We start from the raw sequence: 17,702 nt of genomic DNA, 5'->3' as shown, positions 1-17,702 counted from the left end.
CCATGCTTGGTTTGCAAAATAAAATGAATACTAAAGTCCATCCAGACTGGATAAATCAGGGCTATGCATGGTATCGCGCTGCTTGGATTGAATGCGCGGAATTGATGGATCACCAAGGTTATAAGTGGTGGAAAAAACAACAAGCCGATGTCGAGCAAGTACAGCTAGAGGTCATTGATATCTGGCATTTTGGCATGAGCGCCAAGTTTACTCCCGGCGCGGATATAGAAAACCTTGCCGACGATATTGTAGCCGAGCTGTCCAGTCGTCAGCCAAACCCCAGCGATGTCTTAACGGCCACCGAAGCACTAGCGGCAAACTGCTTAGCGACCAAGGGTTTTTCAGTGGCATTGTTTTGGGATTTGCTGGAGTCTGCGGGGTTGGATTTTAACCAGCTATATAAACAGTATGTTGGTAAAAATGTATTAAATTTTTTCCGTCAAGATCACGGCTACAAAGATGGTAGCTATATTAAGGTGTGGGCAGGGCAAGAAGACAATGAGCATTTGTCTGAAATCATGTCTGAGTTGGATATGGCCTCAGAGGACTTTGCCGGACAAGTGTATCAAGCGCTACAGCAGCGATACCCTACGGCATGATATTTCGTCCGTTGTTTTTAGTCTCTGGCACGTGCTCTGTAAAATCACTATACAAAATGGCCGCTAAACCATGAGTGACGAAACCTTATCCAGTTCGGCGTTGGCCCGTCGGCTGGAACTGCCAGTGCAGCAAGTTTTTGCGGCGCTAAAGGACCACGGCTGGATTAAAAAACTGGAAGATGGCTGGGCGCTCACCGGTAAAGGTGAGTTTGAAGGCGGCAGTTATCAAACCAGTAAGCGCTATGGCCGCTATATTGTTTGGCCGGTGTCACTGCTGGAGCATCCACTGCTAAAAAACCTGGAGGACAGTCGCCTTATTTCTGCTGCTGACATCGGTAAAAGTTTAGAGCTCAGTGCCCAGCAGCTTAATCGCTTATTTGCCGAGCTGGCATGGCTAAGTGCCAGTAAACGAGGTTGGCAGTTAACCGAAGCGGGGCGAGCATTAGGGGGCCAGAGTTTTGATAATCAGCAGATCGGTTTGAGCTATGTGTTGTGGCCCGAAGATATTGCATCCCATCCTGCCTTTCAGCGTCTGCTTGCACGTTGCTGCCGAGTCGAGCAAAAGGGGAGCGATAGCGATGATCTTTTTAACGATGTGCCCCCACCGCTAACATTGGATGGCAAGCAGGTTGAGAGTTGGCCGCATTGGCATATAGCGCAATGGTTATACCTTGCTGGCCTTCGTTACGCCTGGCAGCGAGATTTACCGGTAGAAGAACCCTTGCTGGCGGATTTTTATTTAGCCGATGCGGGGGTATATCTGGAGTATTGGGCCTCGGGTGAACATGCAGACCAGCTCGCAAAGCGTATGCGACGGATGGAAGTGTATAAAAACTTGGGGGCGCCGGTGCTCGATATTCATCCCGAGGATTTGCCGTATTTGGATGAGTATCTCAGCCGACGTTTACAGGAGTTATCTGTCGAGTTTTACTAGCGCCGTTGTTATTGGCAGGCCGCTTCTTTGTTGATGGCATCGGCTAAAGCGAGGTCCCTGGCTGAGAGACCGCTTACCTCGTGGGTGGTGAGATAGATTTCCACGGTGTTGTAGACATTGGACCACTCTGGATGGTGATCAATTTTTTCTGCGCGAATGGCAACCTTGGACATAAATCCAAAGGCGCTGACAAAATTGTCAAATTCAAATTTACGATACAATTTTCCGTCTACTAGCCGCCAATCTGTAAGTGATGCCACCGCTTGTTCAATTTCTTGATTAGTCAATTTAACCGTCATGCTGTTTCTCCGCTTCAAATTCGCTGCAAAAAAGCGCCGCATTCCATGTGATTAGTGTACGGGAACTGGTCAAACAGGGCGAAGGCCTCAACGGTGTGGGATTTTGTTAATAGTTGCAAATCTCGGCGCAACGTTTCCGGATTGCAGGAAATATAAAGAATATTGTCAAAACGGCTGACCAACTGCCGGGTGTTGTCGTCCAGGCCTGCCCGTGGTGGGTCGATAAAAATGGCGCTGAAACGATAATCTTCTTTAAGATTAATGCCTGCCAGGCGTCTGAATTCACGTTCACCGTTTAAGGCACTGGTAAAGTCTTCGCTGGACATTCTGGCAATGCTGACGTTTTCAATACGATTAAGTGCAAAGTTCTCTTTGGCGGCTCTAACCGAGGTTTTTGAAATTTCAGTGGCAAGCACTTTACGGAAACGTTTAGACAGCGGCGCGGTGAAGTTGCCGTTGCCGCAATAAAGCTCCAGCAAATCTTCTTCGGGCCGCTGGCCCAAATGCTGGCCCGCCCACGCAATCATTTTCTGATTCAGCTCGGCATTGGGCTGGGTAAAGCCCCCTTCGTACTGACGGTATTGATAATCTTGGCCGTCGATATTTAATGTTTCCAGTACATAGTTTTTGTCTAACACAATGCGTTGCTTACGGCTGCGGCCAATCATGCTGATGGACAATGCTTCTGATAGTGTTTTTGCAGCGTCTTCCCACTGTGCATCTAGTTTGCGGTGATAAATTAATGTCACCAGCATGTCGCCAGCTAAGGTGCTCAAAAACTCAATTTGAAACAGCCGTTGGCGTAGGGCCGTTATGCCCTTAATGGACTCAATAAGACGGGGCATTAGTTGGGCGATGGCACGGCCTGCCACCGGAAAATGGTCTATGCGGATAGGTATTTTGGGGTCGGCCGGATCAAACATGGCGTAATAAAGATCGTCGTCTTCGTGCCAGAGCCTGAACTCTGCTCGCATTCGATAATGCTCAGGGGCAGAGGGGTAAATAGCAGGTGAAGGCAGGGCCAGTCCACCAAAAGATGACATTACTCCGCTGACTTTTTTATCTAAGATTGCGTCGTATTGGTCGACGGGCAAAGAAGTAAAATGCATTGTTATTCGCTATGTCGAAAGGTAAGAGACTAGCTCAGTCTGTTTTGATTGCGTTGCTGCCAAATATCTTTGGCTAGACTGAGCGCACTGGACTGATCGAGGGAGGGGGCACGCATTTGCAGTGCAATAGCCATGGTGCCCCAGATTGCCAGCTGGCCGTATTCGGGAACGGATTCGCCGCACCATGCACGGCGGAGGGTGTCTGCGCTCAAGTTGCTTTGCCATTCCTGCCGACCTTCTAGCATCTTTGGCCAGCTTTCTTCACCCAGTTCGCCATTGCGGATGGTTTTCACTTTGCATAAGCCCTCTGGTTTACGCTCTACTTCACCGGCTTCGCCTTTAAACACCACCGCATTTTTTTGACCGAGCAGTGCCGCAGCTTGCTGATGGCTATCGGCATAAGCCGGGTGAAAGATGCTTTGCATTGAATAGCTGGCGGCTAAGGGGTTTATCAGTCTTGATAAGGTGTGTACCGGGGAGCGCAAGCCAAATAATTGGCGCATCTCCATCATGTGATGGAGCCGGGGGCAGAGGAAGGATAAGGGTAGATATACAAATTTCCGTGAGTTCAGTGCCGCTTGTGCAGACGACCAATCGTGAGCGATGGTTTCGCCAAGTTCCTTTAACAGTAGCTCGCTGTAAACGCGTTCGGCGGTGTGGCCAGCGGCGCCATGCATAACCACATTCAGACCGCTATCGGCTAGTGCAAGCGCCGCCAACAGATACCAAGCTTGTTGGCGGCGCTTGCCTGCGTAGCTGGCCCAGTCCAGGTCGACGGTCATCGTTGGAGCCTGAATGTTTGCTCTTACAGCATCAACAAACCCAGCGAGTTCTTCAGGACTTTCTTCTTTGACTCGTAACAGCATCAAAAAAGCGCCGAGCTGCACATCCTCAACGTCGCCATTCAGTATCATGGTCATGGCTGTTTTGGCTTCGTCGCGGTTTAAGGAGCGGGAGCCGGTTTTGCCTTTGCCAAGAATGCGAACGTACTGGGCAAATGGGTGTTCAATCGTCATAGACATTACAGGCAGTTATCCGGTCGTGGGAGGCCGGCAAGCTTGCTTAATATTTTAGCCGGGCTGCCGGGAAAAAGGCTGAGAAAATAAAGGCTTGTACCTTTATCTTCATCAAGGTTAATGCGGGCGTATTTTACCAGTGGGCGCATTGCTGGAGAAAGACCGAACTCGTGGTAATAACGCTGTACCAGCTCAATCAATTGCCAGTGAGCTGGTGTTAAGGAAATACCTTCTGATTCGGCCAGGACCGTGGCGACAGTTCTGTCCCAGTCTGAGAGCTGTTTTAAAAAGCCATCTTTATCCAGTGCAACGCTACGTTGGCCTACGACAAGGACGGTCATGTTACCAACTTGCGCTGTGGGTGTGCTGGCCGCTCAGCTCGACAAATTCAGCCATATCGATTCCCGAAATTGTGTCAGGGAGCGTAATGCCTCGCAATATCGCGTCATCAGTCAGCGCATAAACGCTGTGTGATTTTGGTAAGGTATCGCTTAATGCCAAATAACAGGCATCCGCCAAGAGGAGAAGGCAGTCTTCGGCAGCAATCGCAGGCAATGCTCGTTGTAAGCTTTGGCGAGTTTGCAAAATATGTAATGTCATTGTGATGCTCTTGATATCAGCCCGTTCAGTCTCGTCTTTCTCAAAAGCTTTGTACCCGCTCACTTTGGGCGATTAGCCGTTGCAACCCGGCCTGGTCTAGGCCAGATGCATGTTTAACGAGGGTATCAGCGTGTAGGCCTAACTGCGCTAAGTCCTTCTGCAGATAATACACCTGCGAGATGTCGTATAAAGGCAGGGCATTAATGGCACCGAGCTGGGATTTCTTATGGGGGCCGGATGGCTGTTGATGCTGGATTAATTGTAGAAGGCCTTCGCCGACAAAAGCCAAGCTAACGTCTTGGTCGAATGCGGCGCTGGCTAAGGCCATATCTAACGCTGCTTTGGCGATAGGGCTGGAATAGGGCGGTTGGCTGAAAATATATAAAAACTTCACGATATCGCCCCAAAGCGAATAACGCGGTCAGCTTCAATGCACGCTTCTACCCACTGCCCCAGTCCAGCAATTTCAAAGGCTGTATCGAGGTTGTTGCCAGGTAGTTCGTATCGAGCTTGCTCTGCTGGGTCGCAAATTCCTCGGCGTAAGGCACTTGAAATACAGGCTTTCAGCGCGACACCGCGCTCTTCATGAAGCTTGTGCCATTGCTGAACTGGGGACGGCTCATCTTGCGGGGGGGTGGTGAACGCGTTGGCATGATGAACGCCATCATTGAAGAAAAATATCATCGACAATTGATGACCTTTATCCAGCAAGGTCTGAGCAAAGTGGTATGCCGTCATGCTGCAAGGATCTGAGGGGGCGCTGGTGATCAGGATCGCGTATGTAAGCGTCATTTGGTGCCGAGGGGATCTTTGAGCAGAGAGAAGAGCGCTCCGGCCTTGCTAGGCCGGAGCAAAGTTGAGTGCCTTAATCGTCGCCGCTAAACACGCCTAGCAAGTGCAAGAGGTGAATAAATAGATTGTAGATGTCTAAATATAGCGCAACCGTGGCACGAATATAGTTGGTTTCGCCGCCATGGATGATTCGGCTGGTATCAAACAAAATCAAACCAGACATAATGAAAACGGCTGCTGCAGATATAGCCAGAGACGCTGCAGGCATTTGGAAGAAGATATTAGCGATGCTGGCAACCACAATGACCAGCAGGCCAACCATCAGAAAGCCGCCGAGGAAGGAAAAATCCTTACGTGTGGTTAAGGCATACGCCGACAAACCGAAGAACACCAGTGCGGTTCCACCAAGAGCTTGCATTACTAGCTCGGTGCCATTTGGCAGTGATAAATAAGCTTGAAGCATGGGGCCTAGTGCTGCGCCCAATAATCCAGTAAAGGCAAAAACAGCAATGAGGCCTTTGCTGGACTCTGCGGTTTTATGAACCACAAATAACATGCCAAGACCAACCAAAGACAGGACCAATGCGGTGCCGTGGCCGATGTTCAGAGCCATGGCAATACCGGTAAATACCGCGCTATTCAGCAAAGTCATGCCGAGTAACAAATAGGTATTGCGAAGTACCTTACTGGTGTCCAGTGCCGACGTTGCTTGGCTCTGAGCGTGATACAGGGTTTTCTCTTGCATTTGTTGACTCCAAAGCAGTCACAGAAACAGTAGAGTTAAATGATACTGGCTAAAGGGGGGAATGCAAAGTAAAACCGGAGGGATAAGAAGTGGCGGAGGGGCAGGGATTTGAACCCTGGGTTGGGATAAACCAACGCCGGTTTTCAAGACCGGTGCATTCGACCACTCTGCCACCCCTCCGCAGCAGGGCGAATTATACAGAGCTTGTATTTGGAAACAAGCATCGTTGAAAAAAGAACTTAAAAATCAGGTTGATGGCAGTGATATGCCTATTTTCGGTGTATGTTTTTTAACCAGCAGATACAAAAAAGCCCGGCATGTGCCGGGCTTGGGTATTCAACGCGATTGATTAATTGCGAGGATCGTTAGCTGCACGCGGCAAGGCAGGCCGATTGGGGTCTGGCTGCGCCACAATATTACGGTCTAGAGCCGGGGGCTGTGGACGGTCAGTGGTGATCTGCAGTTCAGTCATAGGTTTTGGGCTCACCCGCGGATCATTTGCAGCGCGGCCCATAGGGCGAAGCTGTTCTGTGCTCGTGGTTGCAGCGGCTTCCTCTGCGCGCGGTGCCGCTGGCGTTGTGGCCACCTCGGGAGTCGTGCTCTCTTCAACGCTAACAGGCTGAACCTGCGGGGCATTTTCTGAAGGGGCGGGCGTGATGGCCGGTTCTGGCTTATTCGCCTCGGTATTTGCTGCTTCACGATCTTGCAAGGCAGGCGCTTCCGGTGCTTTCTCTACAGCTGGGGTTTCTTCGGTCGTAGAGGGCTCTTCAGCAACGGCATCTACTGTTGCTGGTTCAGCCTCTTGGGTTGGCGTTTCGGCTTCAGTAAGCGTTGCTGATTCTTCAGTAGTGACTTTCGGTGCGGTAACCGGCGCCTCTTCAGTCGCAGCGGGTTCTTTTGCCGGTTCTGATGCTTTTGGTTCGGCTTCAGCTGGGGTAGCGGTTTCGGCTGAGCGTTCTGCTTGTTGCTCAGGTACTGAATTGACTTTTTTAGCAACGGTTTCAGCCGGTTTTTCAGACGCTTCAGTATCCGTTTTGCTGGTTTCTACCTTAGCCTGTGCCGTCGGCTCGCTGGGCTTTGCTTTGGCAGCGGGCTTTTCAGTTTTGCGCTCGCGACGTGGCTTGGGTTCGGCGGCGTCATTTTTTGATGGTGCTTCTGCCGCTACCGCGTCGGCAGTGGAATCGCTGCGTTGTTCTACAGGGAGCTCTCCCTCTGGCGCTTTACTGCGACGACGCTCTTGGGGGCCGCGTGGTTTGCGATTATTGGGACGACGTTTCGGGCGCTGGCTGTCGTCCTGCTGTTCGTTGGCTTTTTCTGCTACAGGCTTTCTTTCTTTTTTAGCCTGTACTTGCTCGTTGTCAATTTGACTGTTGTCGTCATCCCGATTGTTGCGGTTACGGTTCGGGCGGTTATCACTGCCACGACGGTTGTTATTGCGGTTGCGCTGGTTGCGGCGGTCATTGCTGTTGCGGTTTTGACGATTGCTGTTGCCGTCGCTGTTTTCTTCTGGGGTAGAAGTGGGTTTAACCGCTGGGGTGTCGATTTTTGGTGGCTCGCCGGCAAATAAAGTGGCAAGCCCTTTACCTAATCGGCTGAAGAAGCCGGGTTGGCCGTTGTCTTTCTTTTTGGGTGTTGCGGCAGTAGCGGCAGGGGTGTCTGCAGCTGCTTCTTGGGTGGGGCTGGCAGGTGCCGGAGCAGGTGCCTTGGGAGCCAGTGTGCGAACAACCGCAGCGGGCGCAGGTTGGATTGCGGCTGCGTCTTGCTCAAATTCATCGGCCTCAGACTCTAGTTCAGAGGCAATTTTGTAGCTCACTTCAGATTCGTCAGTGAGATCGTCGCCTCGCAACCGTTGAACATCAAAATGGGGTGTGTCCAGCGTCGGTGTTGGAATGATGACAAGACGCACAGAGCTGCGTTGCTCGATGCCGTGAATCGCTTCACGCTTTTCATTCAGCAGGTAGGCCCCCACGTTTACAGGCACGATAGCGCGGATTTCGGCGCTCTTTTCTTTATTGGCTTCTTCTTCAACCAAACGCAGAATAGACAGCGCAAGTGATTTGGTGTCGCGAATGGTGCCTTGACCGCTGCAGCGAGGGCATACTTTGGCGCTGGTTTCGCCCAAGGATGGACGCAGGCGCTGGCGAGACATTTCTAAAAGGCCAAAGCGGGAGATTCGGCCCACCTGAACTCGGGCGCGATCGGCTTCCATGGCGTCTTTGACGCGGTTTTCGACTTCCCGCTGGTTGCGGGCAGCCATCATGTCGATAAAGTCGACCACAATTAGGCCGCCGATATCACGCAGTCGTAATTGCCGTGCGATTTCGTCAGCCGCCTCTAGGTTGGTTTGTAAGGCTGTTTCTTCGATATCGCCGCCTTTGGTTGCGCGGGCGGAGTTGATATCGATAGAGACTAGCGCTTCGGTGGGATCGATTACGATGGAGCCACCGGAGGGAAGCTGTACTTCGCGGGTAAACGCGGACTCAATCTGACTTTCTATTTGGTAGCGATTAAATAATGGGACGGGATCCTGGTAAAAACGGACCTTGTTTTTAAAGTGCGGCATGACCTGCTCAACAAAGTGCATGGCTTCGTTGTAAGAGTCTTCGCCGTCGATAAGGACTTGGTCGATATCATCGCGTAAGTAGTCTCGGATGGCGCGAATGATGACGTTGCTTTCTTGCAGAATTAGAATAGGCGCTTTGCGTTCTGCACCAGCTTGTTTGATCGCTGCGGCGAGATGAAGGAGGTAGTCCAAATCCCATTGCAGTTCTTCGGAGCTGCGACCAACACCAGCGGTGCGGACGATAACGCCCATGCCATCGGGAATAGTGATGCTGCTGAGTGCGTCTTTGAGGGCGCTACGATCTTCGCCCTCAATGCGACGAGAGATGCCGCCAGCACGAGGATTATTGGGCATTAAAACCATGTAGCGGCCAGCAAGGCTGACAAACGTGGTTAATGCCGCACCTTTATTGCCGCGTTCTTCTTTTTCAACCTGAACGATAACTTCAGTGCCTTCTTTAACAAGATCTTTGATCTTGGCGCGGCCGCTGACGTCAGAGGGGTTGCGGTAGAAATATTCTTTAGAAATCTCTTTGAGGGGGAGAAAACCGTGGCGCTCGGCGCCAAAGTCGACAAATGCTGCCTCTAGGCTGGGTTCAACCCGGGTGATGGTGCCTTTATAGATGTTGGCCTTTTTTTGAACCCGTGTCCGGTTTTCAATATCCAGATCGTATAAACGCTGCCCGTCTACGAGGGCAACACGCAACTCTTCTGGTTGAGTTGCATTGATTAACATTCTTTTCATGAGCTAAAAATCCCGAGTTGCCGGGGTTTGCTAGTCCGCTCATGTGACGGTTCGTCTTCAAGCGCTTTTGACTGGTGACTGGGCCCTAGTTATTGCTGAGGGTTGACCTGGCATGTTTCATCAGGCTTTGTCAGTATTTGTAAGCGGACTTTTCCGCTTCAGTCATGGACTGGATCTTCCAGTCATTTTATTCCGCTTCGCCCGTTTTCTGTATCATGGGCGACGGCAGCGTGTTTCATCTATTACTATCGGGCGTTAATCTCACGCCAGTATTGGTAACGTTGTCTACGTTGCGTTCTCAGAGTTCTATCACAAATCGGTACTAAACAAATTCGGCTGTACTATTAATTTATGCGCCGACTCTAGGCTAGAATGCCGCCGGCGCACTGCTTGTTCAAAATGATTTAAGGCGATGCGAGCGTTCCGCAGAACTTGCCTCAGTACTGGCTGGCGGTTTTCCCTCACATCATAGCCAAGCTATGGCGGGAACCGGGCCCAGGCACTACCTGCCGGAATATAGCAGTATTCAATAGCAAACTCAATGAGTTACAGGAGAACATTGTGGTCTCGGAAACAGTCATCAACCCCGCTGTAAGAATGGTGACGGTTGCCGAAGATTTTGCCGGTCAGCGCATCGATAATTTCTTAATGAGAGAGTTAAAAGGTGTCCCTAAGTCTAAGATTTATAACATTTTGCGTCGCGGAGAGGTTCGGATAAACAAGTCGCGAGTTAAACCGGATTACAAGTTAAATGGTGGCGATATTATTCGTATTCCACCAGTGCGGTTGCCAGAGAAGGCTGCCGTGATGCCGGTTTCTGAGAGTTTTTCTGAGCGAATTCGTGATGCAATCTTGTACGAAGACGCGGGATTGATTGTTATCAACAAGCCCTCTGGGTTGGCGGTGCACGGCGGCAGCGGTGTTTCTTTGGGGCTGATTGAATCTTTACGGCAGATTTTTCCCGAATATCGCAACTTGGAATTGGTGCACCGGCTGGATAGAGATACCTCTGGTTGCGTGATGGTGGCAAAAAAGCGCTCAGTTTTAAAGCAGCTACACGAAATGTTGAAAAGCAAGACGGCAATCGAAAAGCGTTATTTGGCTGCGGTGGCAGGGAAGTGGCCGGTGCGCAAGCAGCAAGTGGATGCGCCGTTGCAAAAAAATGTGTTGCAGTCGGGGGAGCGAATGGTGCGTGTTGAGCTGGATGGCAAACGGGCGCTGACCCGTTTCAGTATGCTGGCTCGCGGTACAGGTATGAGTTTGGTCGAAGCGCGCCCTGTTACCGGACGTACCCACCAAATTCGCGCCCATTGCCTTCACGCCGGGCACGCTATTTTGGGTGATGATAAATATGGCGACGATGAGGCGAATAGATTGGCTAAGCAGCGGGGCTTGCGGCGTTTATTTTTGCATGCTGAGAGTTTGGTGTTCAGTCTTGAGGGGCGTCGGATTAGTGTGCAGGCACCATTGCCTGAAGAGCTGCAAGCTTTTTTAAAAGCCTCAGGTATTGTCTTGTAATGCTTATTATTTTTGATTGGGACGGCACTATTTTAGACTCGGCAGAAAAGATCGTGTCGTGTATGCAGCTGGCTGCAAAAGATTGCGGTCATCCCCTTTGCAGTAATGTAGAAATCCGCAATATTATTGGCTTGGAGTTAAGTTTGGCGATCCAAACACTCTATCCCGACCTTTCTACGGCTGAAGTGCTTTTGTTAAGAGAGGCCTATGTAAAGCAGTTTTTGCTGGCAGATATAAAGCCGTGTGGGTTTTTTCCTGGGGTGGAGGCAACTCTTTATGCTCTTAAAGAGGCTGGACACACTTTGTGTGTGGCAACCGGTAAGAGTCGACGGGGGCTTGATCGGGTTTTTGGTAACTTGCCGGTATCAAATTTGTTTTCAGCCAGTCGCTGTGCAGATGAAACCGCGTCTAAACCCGATCCTTTAATGTTGGCTCAACTCTGTGAGGCCTTTGCAGTGGCACCAGAGGCTGCGCTGATGGTGGGTGATACTGAGTACGACCTGGAAATGGCCAGTCGTATCGGCATGCCGAGTGTGGGGGTGTCATATGGTGCGCATCATTCTGACCGGCTGCGGCGCTGGCAGCCGGTGGCGGTGATGGATGCCTTTGAGGAATTGGTCGCTATCGTAGCGGCGATGGAGGCGGGCCGATCTTCTGTATTGGAATTAGGCCGATAGTGGGGTTGTTTGGTCGCTTATCAAAAAAGCGAATAGTTCTCGGCCTGTAATAGGGTAATTAGCTGGATAAGGGGTAGTCCTTGTAGAGTGTTTGGGTCATTGGCTTGAATGCTTTCAAATAAGCAGATCCCCAAGCCCTCGCACTTAAAGCTGCCAGCGCAGTCCAGCACATCTTCTTTCTCTAGGTAGGCGTCTATATAGGTGCGGCTGAGTGGCCGAAAGTTGACCACGACCGGGTCTATTAGTTGACGGCTTTGGCCTGTTGCTGAATTTAATAGGCACAGTGCCGTATGAAATACCACGCTCTTTCCTGAACAGCGGCTAAGTTGGTCTCTGGCGTTGGCTGTTGTCAGGGGTTTGCCTAGTGCATTGCCGTCAAGCTCGGCGAGCTGATCGCCAGCGATAATTAGCGCATTAGGCTCGTAGGGGGCCAATGCCCTCGCTTTTTCCTCGGCTAGCCGTAGTGCGGTTTTCGCCGGGGTTTCTTGAGGAAGAGGGCTTTCATCAATATCGGCTGGTCGGCAGCGCACCCGTAAACCCAGTTTTTCGAGTAGGGCGCGTCGATATGGCGATTGAGACGCTAGTACGAGCTCGGGGCGGTTATTTGGGGGCATGATTTTCTCTGGTTAGGTGAGCGGATTTATTCATGACGGCTAGATTCTACGTCAGCTACTTTGCAATGCTATCAAAAGCCGAATTTTTCGTGTTAAGTCAGCAGTTTGCTTTGACAAGTATCCTTGAAATCCCTATGATTGCGCGCCTATGCAAAGACAGCCCCTGCCAAAGCTGGTAGATGCACGAAAATTTGCCTCGACTGGTGCCGAAATCTCTGCCTTCGAGGACGTTGCGAAGTTGCCGCGCTTTTGTGCGGGTTTGGCCACAGATCGAGGCTCGGTCGCAGCCGATTTTCACTTCTACCGTGATGAACAAGGCTTTTTCCGCTTGGATGGAGAGCTGAATGCTGAGGTTGATGTGGTGTGTGAGCGATGCTTGCAACCCAAGTCACTCAATGTCACTGGCCGTTTCGAGTTGGCAATAGTCTGGACTGATGATCAGGCCAAGGCGTTACCAAGATCCTTGGACCCGCTGATTTTAGGGGAAGAGGCGTTGGAGCTGGCAGAGCTGTTACAAGACGAATTGATTTTGAACACGCCTTTCGTCAACTACCATGCACCGGAGGAGTGTTCTGCACCAACCTCAGCGGCATTTGGGCCAGAGAGTCCAGAAGTGGTAGAAGAAGAGAAGGGCGAATCACCGTTTTCGGTGTTAGGGCAATTAAAGCCCAAAGACTAACTTATTTTAGTACGAGGAATTGTTGAGCCATGGCTGTTCAAAAAAGTAAAAAGACACGTTCGCGCCGCGGAATGCGCCGTTCACACGACGCGTTAACGGGTGTTGCCCTGTCGGTTGATCAGACCAGCGGTGAAAAGCATCTGCGTCACAATGTATCTGCAGATGGCTTCTATCGCGGCCGTAAAGTCGTCGCCGGTAAAGACGACTAAGTTGATAAGTGGCATCACTGCGAATAGCCGTTGATGCAATGGGCGGAGACTTCGGTCTCCGTTCTTCTATTCCTGCCTCTCTTGCTGCCCTAAGCGAGAACCCTTCACTCCACTTGTCTTTGGTCGGTGACCAAGACGCGATTGCGGCGACCTTGTCAGGTAAGCGCTACGATTCTTCACGTCTCGCCATTGTGCACAGCCAAAGCATAGTCACTATGGATGAAAAGCCTTCTGTCGCTGTGCGAAAAAAGCGTGATTCTTCTATGGCCCTTTCCCTGGAATTGTTGCGTGACCATAAAGCCAGTGCGGTGGTCAGTGCCGGTAATACCGGTGCCTTAGTAGCGATGGGCTGCATTATGATTGAGCGCTTGTCGGGTATACATCGGCCCGCTATTTGTGCCCCCATTCCTTCCCGTGCCGGTCACACGTATATGCTGGATTTGGGGGCAAACATTGAGTGTGATGCCCAAGAGCTGTATCAATTTGCGGTAATGGGCAGTGCTCTGGTCAGTATTCTCGATAACAAGCCGTCGCCCCGTATTGCGGTATTGAATATTGGCGAGGAGCTGCAGAAAGGGAAGGATTATTTGCGGGAGGCGGCGGAGCTTATTCAAAATGATCAAAGCTTAAATTACGTCGGTTTTGTTGAGGGTGGTGATGTTCTCGGTGATGCTGCGGATGTCATTGTCTGTGAAGGCTTTGTCGGTAATGTCGCGATTAAGGTATGTGAGGGTACGGCGAAGTTTATTGGTGAAGGTTTGGTTGCGCAGTTTAAGCAGACAACGTATGGACGGCTGGTTGGAATGGCTGCCAAGCCGCTGTTGCGTTCTTTTCGCCAGCAAATCAACCCAGAGCGGTACAATGGTGCGGCTTTATTAGGCCTCAAGGGCGTGGTGGTAAAAAGCCATGGTCGCTCGGGAGTAAGCAGTTTTCAAAATGCCATTCGCCATGCAGTACAGGCCTGCGAATTGAATCTACCGAAACAGATTGAAGCGCAGTTGCAGGCCGTGGCGAAAAAATAATGTTCTTTTTGCAAATAAATCAATAAGGATGAGGTAATGACGACACCCCAAGTTGCATTTGTATTTCCAGGCCAGGGCTCGCAAAAAGTGGGTATGCTGGCAGAATTGGCCGCCGCTCACCCCGGTATCAAGCATACCTTTGACGAGGCTTCACAAGCTCTCGGCTACGATATGTGGGACCTGGTGCAGAATGGCGAGCAGCAGCAACTGAATCTTACCGAGACCACTCAGCCCGTGTTGCTCACTGCCAGTGTTGCCGTGTGGCGGTTGTGGCAAGCACAAGGTGGTGCCGTTCCCGCGTTAATGGCGGGCCATAGTTTGGGCGAGTTTTCAGCATTGGTGTGTGCGGGCAGCCTGCAGTTTGAGGATGCGGTAAAATTAGTGAGAGCTCGGGGCCAAGCCATGCAAACAGCGGTGCCAGTTGGCGAAGGCGCTATGGCTGCGGTACTGGGGTTGGATGATGCAAAAATAATAGAGATTTGCCAGCAAGCCAGTGATGCGGGTGTTGTTGAAGCTGTGAATTTTAATTCGCCGGGACAGGTCGTTATTGCTGGCCAAGTGGCCGCGGTAGATAAGGCTATTGAGTTGTTGAAAGCCGCTGGCGCTAAGCGCGCAATGCCGCTGCCAGTAAGCGCGCCTTTCCATACATCTTTAATGCGGCCTGCGGGCGAAAAGCTAGAAGCGGCGCTAGCGGATTTGAATGTAGCTAGTCCTGAGCTGGCTGTTGTTCACAATGTTCACGGTCAAACCGAGAGCGATCCTGTCAAAATTAAGGCGTTGCTGGTTGAGCAGATTTACAGTCCTGTGAAGTGGGTCTCTTGCGTAGAAACAATGTTAGATAAAGGCATTGAAACCACGGTAGAGTGCGGCCCGGGTAAGGTGCTGAGTGGCTTGAGCAAGCGCATTCAAAAATCGCTCACGTGTTTGAATATTGAATCACCAGAAACTCTGGACGCTGCATTGGCGGCGCTAAAAGCATAAATAAGGGAGAACGCTATGTCAGAGAAAATTGCACTGGTTACCGGGGCCAGTCGAGGTATCGGTAAAGCCATTGCCCACGCCTTGGCAGCAGCGGGAATGCAAGTGGTTGGTACGGCTACGTCTGAATCGGGTGCCGAGGCCATTACCGCAGGTTTTAAAGATGCAGGATTGAGCGGCGTTGGCCGTGTGCTGAATATCGCAGACAGTGACTCAGTCAATGCGTTGATAAAGGAAATTAATACAGAATTTGGCGCGCCGCAGGTACTGGTGAACAATGCGGGTATCACCAAAGATAACATCATGATGCGCATGAAAGATGATGAGTGGTACGACGTGATTGATACCAACCTCAACTCCTTATACCGTCTTTCTAAAGCGTGTTTGCGTGGCATGACTAAAGCGCGCTGGGGTCGTATTGTGAATGTGAGCTCGGTTGTTGGCTCTATGGGCAACGCTGGACAAGCTAACTATGCAGCTGCAAAGGCGGGTATGAATGGTTTTACCCGCGCCTTGGCCCGTGAAATTGGCTCTCGAGGAATTACGGTAAATGCTGTGGCGCCGGGCTTTATTGACACGGATATGACCAAGAAACTGCCGGAAGAACAACGCGATGCACTTAAATCGCAGATTCCTCTACAGCGCTTGGGAGAGAGTGAAGAGATTGCTGCGGTAGTGGCATTTCTTGCTGGTGATGCCGCCGGATATATTACTGGCGAAACCATTCATGTAAATGGTGGCATGTATATGGCGTAAACATCTGTTATATAAATGTTTTTATAGCAGAAGTGTGATTTTTTCGCCTTTTTGGATGCACAAGCGCTTTTAGACGGGGTAGAATTAGCGCCCAAGTGCTGAGCAGTACAAAACACGAACTCGGTAGCTTGGCCTATTTATAAGCGATGATGGTATTCCGGGTCGCGACAGGTCAGCCCAAAACTTAAAATTAATCAGGAGTCATCAACGACCATGAGTAGCATTGAAGAACGCGTCAAAAAAATTGTTGCTGAGCAGCTAGGTGTTAAGGAAGAAGACGTGCAGGAGTCTGCATCTTTCGTAGAAGACCTGGGCGCTGATTCTCTGGATACAGTAGAGCTGGTTATGGCTTTGGAAGAGGAATTCGAAACTGAAATTCCTGATGAAGAAGCTGAAAAAATCACGACTGTTAAACTGGCGATTGATTACATTAAAGAAAACCTTTAATTCGTATTGATCCAAAAACGGTTTATCCGTTTATAGAAGCCGTTACTATGAAGTTAGAACGGCTTTTTTTATGCCTGAATTCTTTTAATTTTGCTCCTTGGTTCGACTTTTACCAAGGATATCATCCGACAGATTACATCGCCGGGGGACATCAATATGGCTAGAAAGCGTGTTGTGGTAACAGGAATGGGAATGGTGAGCCCCTTGGGCAACACCGTAAAACAAAGTTGGGATAATATTCTTGCTGGAAAAAGTGGCATCGCCCCGATAACTCGTTTTGATGTATCCCAATACGCCACGCGTTTTGGTGGTCAAATTAAAGATTTTGACGTCAATGACTTTATGGCGCCAAAAGAAGCCAAGCGCTTCGATCCTTTTATCCATTATGGTGTTGCTGCAGCTGCAGAGGCGATGAGTGATTCTGGTTTAGAGATTACCGAAGCTAATTGCCAGCGCGCAGGGGCGGCAATTGGTTCGGGGATTGGTGGCGTCGGTCTTATTGAAAACAGCCGATTGATTGTTGAAAAAAGCGGGCCTCGTAAACTGTCTCCGTTTACTGTCCCTGGCGCCATTATCAATATGATCGCTGGCGTATTGTCTATTAAATACAACTTGCAGGGGCCCACTGTCGCGATAGCCACGGCTTGCACCACGGGCACCCATAATATTGGTATGGCCGCGCGGATGATTGCCTATGGCGATGCCGATGTGATGCTGGCGGGTGGCGCCGAGATGGCCACGACACCGGTGGGAGTGGGGGGCTTTGCCGCCGCCCGGGCAATGTCTACCCGTAATGATGAGCCAGAGCTGGCCAGTCGGCCTTGGGACAAAGATCGGGATGGTTTTGTACTGGGAGACGGTGCCGGCATGCTGGTATTAGAAGAGCTGGAATATGCCAAAGCCCGGGGGGCAAAAATATATGCCGAGTTGATTGGTTTTGGGATGAGCAGTGATGCCTTTCATATGACTTCGCCGCCGGAGGATGGCCGCGGCGCTTACACGGCCATGAATAATGCTTTGCTCGATGCGGGGTTAAACGCGGATGCGCTTCACTACATCAACGCCCATGGCACCTCGACCCCTGCAGGGGATGTGGCTGAAAGTCGCGCCGTTGAAAAATTGATGGGAAGTGCGGCGCAATCTATCGCGGTAAGTTCGACTAAATCCATGACGGGTCACTTGTTGGGTGCTGCCGGTGCAGTTGAGGCGATATTCAGTATTTTGGCGATGCGAGACCAAGTGGCACCCCCGACGATAAACCTTGATAACGTTGACGAAAATTGCCCGCTCAATTACGTCGCCAATACAGCTCAAGAACGTAAAATTGATACTGTGCTCTCTAATTCCTTTGGCTTTGGCGGCACCAATGGCAGTCTGCTCTTTAGTCGTTTGGACTTGTAG

General features: G+C 50.7%; 22 protein-coding genes and 1 tRNA gene. 12 read left to right on the top strand and 11 right to left on the bottom strand.

Translation table 11 applies throughout. The annotated features are described in order from the left end of the window. The first annotated feature begins 2 nt into the window (after nucleotides 1-2). Both IMCC21906_RS10735 and IMCC21906_RS10730 read left to right on the top strand, forming a co-directional pair. The gene (locus tag IMCC21906_RS10735; RefSeq protein ID WP_047013348.1) at nucleotides 3-599 is read left to right on the top strand and encodes a dUTP diphosphatase; all 597 of its coding nucleotides are present in this window, start codon (nucleotides 3-5) and stop codon (nucleotides 597-599) included. A gap of 70 nt (nucleotides 600-669) precedes the next feature. Beyond that, complete coding sequence (locus tag IMCC21906_RS10730; RefSeq protein ID WP_047012167.1) at nucleotides 670-1,533, top strand: hypothetical protein; 864 nt, start codon at nucleotides 670-672, stop codon at nucleotides 1,531-1,533. Nucleotides 1,534-1,541: 8 nt separating this feature from the next. Here the strand turns inward: IMCC21906_RS10730 and IMCC21906_RS10725 are convergent, their stop codons facing one another. From IMCC21906_RS10725 to IMCC21906_RS10685, 9 genes are all read right to left on the bottom strand, one after another. Next, nucleotides 1,542-1,832, bottom strand: coding sequence for a 4a-hydroxytetrahydrobiopterin dehydratase (locus IMCC21906_RS10725; protein WP_047012166.1), 291 nt, complete (start codon nucleotides 1,830-1,832; stop codon nucleotides 1,542-1,544). A 14-nt stretch (nucleotides 1,833-1,846) separates the two neighbouring features. After that, entirely contained in the window at nucleotides 1,847-2,941 is a 1,095-nt protein-coding gene (gene trmA / locus IMCC21906_RS10720) for a tRNA (uridine(54)-C5)-methyltransferase TrmA (RefSeq protein ID WP_047012165.1), read from the bottom strand. A 29-nt stretch (nucleotides 2,942-2,970) separates the two neighbouring features. Beyond that, the gene (locus IMCC21906_RS10715) at nucleotides 2,971-3,963 is read right to left on the bottom strand and encodes a glycosyl transferase family protein (protein ID WP_047012164.1); all 993 of its coding nucleotides are present in this window, start codon (nucleotides 3,961-3,963) and stop codon (nucleotides 2,971-2,973) included. Then, nucleotides 3,963-4,298: a TusE/DsrC/DsvC family sulfur relay protein gene (locus IMCC21906_RS10710; protein WP_047012163.1), complete on the bottom strand. Its 336-nt coding sequence runs from the start codon at nucleotides 4,296-4,298 to the stop codon at nucleotides 3,963-3,965. Before IMCC21906_RS10710 ends, IMCC21906_RS10715 begins: the two co-directional genes overlap by 1 nt. A gap of 1 nt (nucleotide 4,299) precedes the next feature. After that, entirely contained in the window at nucleotides 4,300-4,557 is a 258-nt protein-coding gene (locus IMCC21906_RS10705; RefSeq protein ID WP_047012162.1) for a DsrH/TusB family sulfur relay protein, read from the bottom strand. A gap of 40 nt (nucleotides 4,558-4,597) precedes the next feature. Then, on the bottom strand, nucleotides 4,598-4,951 hold the full coding sequence (gene tusC, locus IMCC21906_RS10700) for a sulfurtransferase complex subunit TusC (protein ID WP_052763495.1): 354 nt from the start codon (nucleotides 4,949-4,951) through the stop codon (nucleotides 4,598-4,600). Then, entirely contained in the window at nucleotides 4,948-5,349 is a 402-nt protein-coding gene (gene tusD, locus IMCC21906_RS10695) for a sulfurtransferase complex subunit TusD (protein WP_047012160.1), read from the bottom strand. The genes tusC and tusD overlap by 4 nt, the downstream gene beginning before the upstream one ends. Before the next feature lie 73 nt (nucleotides 5,350-5,422). Then, on the bottom strand, nucleotides 5,423-6,094 hold the full coding sequence (locus IMCC21906_RS10690; RefSeq protein ID WP_047012159.1) for a Bax inhibitor-1/YccA family protein: 672 nt from the start codon (nucleotides 6,092-6,094) through the stop codon (nucleotides 5,423-5,425). A 90-nt stretch (nucleotides 6,095-6,184) separates the two neighbouring features. Next, a tRNA-Ser gene (locus tag IMCC21906_RS10685) sits at nucleotides 6,185-6,274 on the bottom strand. Nucleotides 6,275-6,320: 46 nt separating this feature from the next. Between IMCC21906_RS10685 and IMCC21906_RS17160 the strand changes: the two genes are divergently transcribed. Then, nucleotides 6,321-6,443, top strand: a complete 123-nt coding sequence (locus IMCC21906_RS17160; protein WP_255353574.1) for a hypothetical protein — start codon at nucleotides 6,321-6,323, stop codon at nucleotides 6,441-6,443. Here IMCC21906_RS17160 and rne read toward each other — a convergent pair whose 3' ends face one another. Further along, a complete protein-coding gene (gene rne / locus IMCC21906_RS10680) occupies nucleotides 6,444-9,401 on the bottom strand; it encodes a ribonuclease E (RefSeq protein WP_047012158.1) in 2,958 nt (985 codons plus the stop codon). A 561-nt stretch (nucleotides 9,402-9,962) separates the two neighbouring features. On the opposite strand from rne, the gene rluC reads away from it, so the two are divergent. Both rluC and IMCC21906_RS10670 read left to right on the top strand, forming a co-directional pair. Then, complete coding sequence (rluC, locus tag IMCC21906_RS10675; RefSeq protein WP_082117449.1) at nucleotides 9,963-10,919, top strand: 23S rRNA pseudouridine(955/2504/2580) synthase RluC; 957 nt, start codon at nucleotides 9,963-9,965, stop codon at nucleotides 10,917-10,919. Then, nucleotides 10,919-11,596 carry an HAD family hydrolase gene (locus IMCC21906_RS10670; RefSeq protein ID WP_047012157.1) on the top strand — a complete coding sequence of 226 codons (678 nt, stop codon included), beginning with the start codon at nucleotides 10,919-10,921 and terminating at the stop codon, nucleotides 11,594-11,596. Before rluC ends, IMCC21906_RS10670 begins: the two co-directional genes overlap by 1 nt. 20 nt (nucleotides 11,597-11,616) lie before the next feature. On the opposite strand, the gene IMCC21906_RS10665 is transcribed toward IMCC21906_RS10670, so the two are convergent. Further along, on the bottom strand, nucleotides 11,617-12,210 hold the full coding sequence (locus IMCC21906_RS10665) for a nucleoside triphosphate pyrophosphatase (protein WP_047012156.1): 594 nt from the start codon (nucleotides 12,208-12,210) through the stop codon (nucleotides 11,617-11,619). Between the two features lie 148 nt (nucleotides 12,211-12,358). On the opposite strand from IMCC21906_RS10665, the gene IMCC21906_RS10660 reads away from it, so the two are divergent. The 7 genes from IMCC21906_RS10660 to fabF all read left to right on the top strand — a co-directional run bounded on the left by IMCC21906_RS10660 (nucleotide 12,359) and on the right by fabF (nucleotide 17,702). After that, the gene (locus IMCC21906_RS10660) at nucleotides 12,359-12,889 is read left to right on the top strand and encodes a YceD family protein (protein WP_047012155.1); all 531 of its coding nucleotides are present in this window, start codon (nucleotides 12,359-12,361) and stop codon (nucleotides 12,887-12,889) included. A gap of 29 nt (nucleotides 12,890-12,918) precedes the next feature. Next, nucleotides 12,919-13,098, top strand: a complete 180-nt coding sequence (gene rpmF, locus IMCC21906_RS10655) for a 50S ribosomal protein L32 (RefSeq protein WP_047012154.1) — start codon at nucleotides 12,919-12,921, stop codon at nucleotides 13,096-13,098. 8 nt (nucleotides 13,099-13,106) lie between these two features. Continuing rightward, entirely contained in the window at nucleotides 13,107-14,120 is a 1,014-nt protein-coding gene (gene plsX / locus IMCC21906_RS10650; protein ID WP_052763494.1) for a phosphate acyltransferase PlsX, read from the top strand. Nucleotides 14,121-14,156: 36 nt separating this feature from the next. Then, the gene (fabD, locus tag IMCC21906_RS10645) at nucleotides 14,157-15,101 is read left to right on the top strand and encodes an ACP S-malonyltransferase (protein WP_047012152.1); all 945 of its coding nucleotides are present in this window, start codon (nucleotides 14,157-14,159) and stop codon (nucleotides 15,099-15,101) included. A gap of 15 nt (nucleotides 15,102-15,116) precedes the next feature. After that, nucleotides 15,117-15,854: a 3-oxoacyl-ACP reductase FabG gene (gene fabG, locus IMCC21906_RS10640; protein ID WP_047012151.1), complete on the top strand. Its 738-nt coding sequence runs from the start codon at nucleotides 15,117-15,119 to the stop codon at nucleotides 15,852-15,854. A gap of 213 nt (nucleotides 15,855-16,067) precedes the next feature. Then, nucleotides 16,068-16,301 (top strand): acyl carrier protein, encoded by a 234-nt coding sequence (gene acpP / locus IMCC21906_RS10635; protein ID WP_047012150.1) that lies wholly within the window; start codon nucleotides 16,068-16,070, stop codon nucleotides 16,299-16,301. 156 nt (nucleotides 16,302-16,457) lie between these two features. Further along, a complete protein-coding gene (gene fabF / locus IMCC21906_RS10630) occupies nucleotides 16,458-17,702 on the top strand; it encodes a beta-ketoacyl-ACP synthase II (RefSeq protein ID WP_047012149.1) in 1,245 nt (414 codons plus the stop codon).

It is taken from the genome of Spongiibacter sp. IMCC21906 (assembly GCF_001010805.1).
Classification (GTDB): Bacteria; Pseudomonadota; Gammaproteobacteria; order Pseudomonadales; family Spongiibacteraceae; genus Spongiibacter.
The sequence above is the reverse complement of the archived record's forward strand: the minus strand, read 5'-3'. Positions and strand labels throughout refer to the sequence as shown.

Coding starts and splice junctions, on each gene's coding strand:
- fabF (WP_047012149.1), top strand. CDS start 16,458: ATGGCTAGAAAGCGTGTTGTGGTAACAGGAATGGGAATGGTGAGCCCC.
- fabD (WP_047012152.1), top strand. CDS start 14,157: ATGACGACACCCCAAGTTGCATTTGTATTTCCAGGCCAGGGCTCGCAA.
- IMCC21906_RS10665 (WP_047012156.1), bottom strand. CDS start 12,210: ATGCCCCCAAATAACCGCCCCGAGCTCGTACTAGCGTCTCAATCGCCA.
- IMCC21906_RS10735 (WP_047013348.1), top strand. CDS start 3: ATGCTTGGTTTGCAAAATAAAATGAATACTAAAGTCCATCCAGACTGG.
- IMCC21906_RS10730 (WP_047012167.1), top strand. CDS start 670: ATGAGTGACGAAACCTTATCCAGTTCGGCGTTGGCCCGTCGGCTGGAA.
- tusD (WP_047012160.1), bottom strand. CDS start 5,349: ATGACGCTTACATACGCGATCCTGATCACCAGCGCCCCCTCAGATCCT.
- fabG (WP_047012151.1), top strand. CDS start 15,117: ATGTCAGAGAAAATTGCACTGGTTACCGGGGCCAGTCGAGGTATCGGT.
- IMCC21906_RS10660 (WP_047012155.1), top strand. CDS start 12,359: ATGCAAAGACAGCCCCTGCCAAAGCTGGTAGATGCACGAAAATTTGCC.
- IMCC21906_RS10705 (WP_047012162.1), bottom strand. CDS start 4,557: ATGACATTACATATTTTGCAAACTCGCCAAAGCTTACAACGAGCATTG.
- IMCC21906_RS10670 (WP_047012157.1), top strand. CDS start 10,919: ATGCTTATTATTTTTGATTGGGACGGCACTATTTTAGACTCGGCAGAA.
- IMCC21906_RS10715 (WP_047012164.1), bottom strand. CDS start 3,963: ATGTCTATGACGATTGAACACCCATTTGCCCAGTACGTTCGCATTCTT.
- trmA (WP_047012165.1), bottom strand. CDS start 2,941: ATGCATTTTACTTCTTTGCCCGTCGACCAATACGACGCAATCTTAGAT.
- rne (WP_047012158.1), bottom strand. CDS start 9,401: ATGAAAAGAATGTTAATCAATGCAACTCAACCAGAAGAGTTGCGTGTT.
- IMCC21906_RS10690 (WP_047012159.1), bottom strand. CDS start 6,094: ATGCAAGAGAAAACCCTGTATCACGCTCAGAGCCAAGCAACGTCGGCA.
- rpmF (WP_047012154.1), top strand. CDS start 12,919: ATGGCTGTTCAAAAAAGTAAAAAGACACGTTCGCGCCGCGGAATGCGC.
- IMCC21906_RS10725 (WP_047012166.1), bottom strand. CDS start 1,832: ATGACGGTTAAATTGACTAATCAAGAAATTGAACAAGCGGTGGCATCA.
- IMCC21906_RS10710 (WP_047012163.1), bottom strand. CDS start 4,298: ATGACCGTCCTTGTCGTAGGCCAACGTAGCGTTGCACTGGATAAAGAT.
- acpP (WP_047012150.1), top strand. CDS start 16,068: ATGAGTAGCATTGAAGAACGCGTCAAAAAAATTGTTGCTGAGCAGCTA.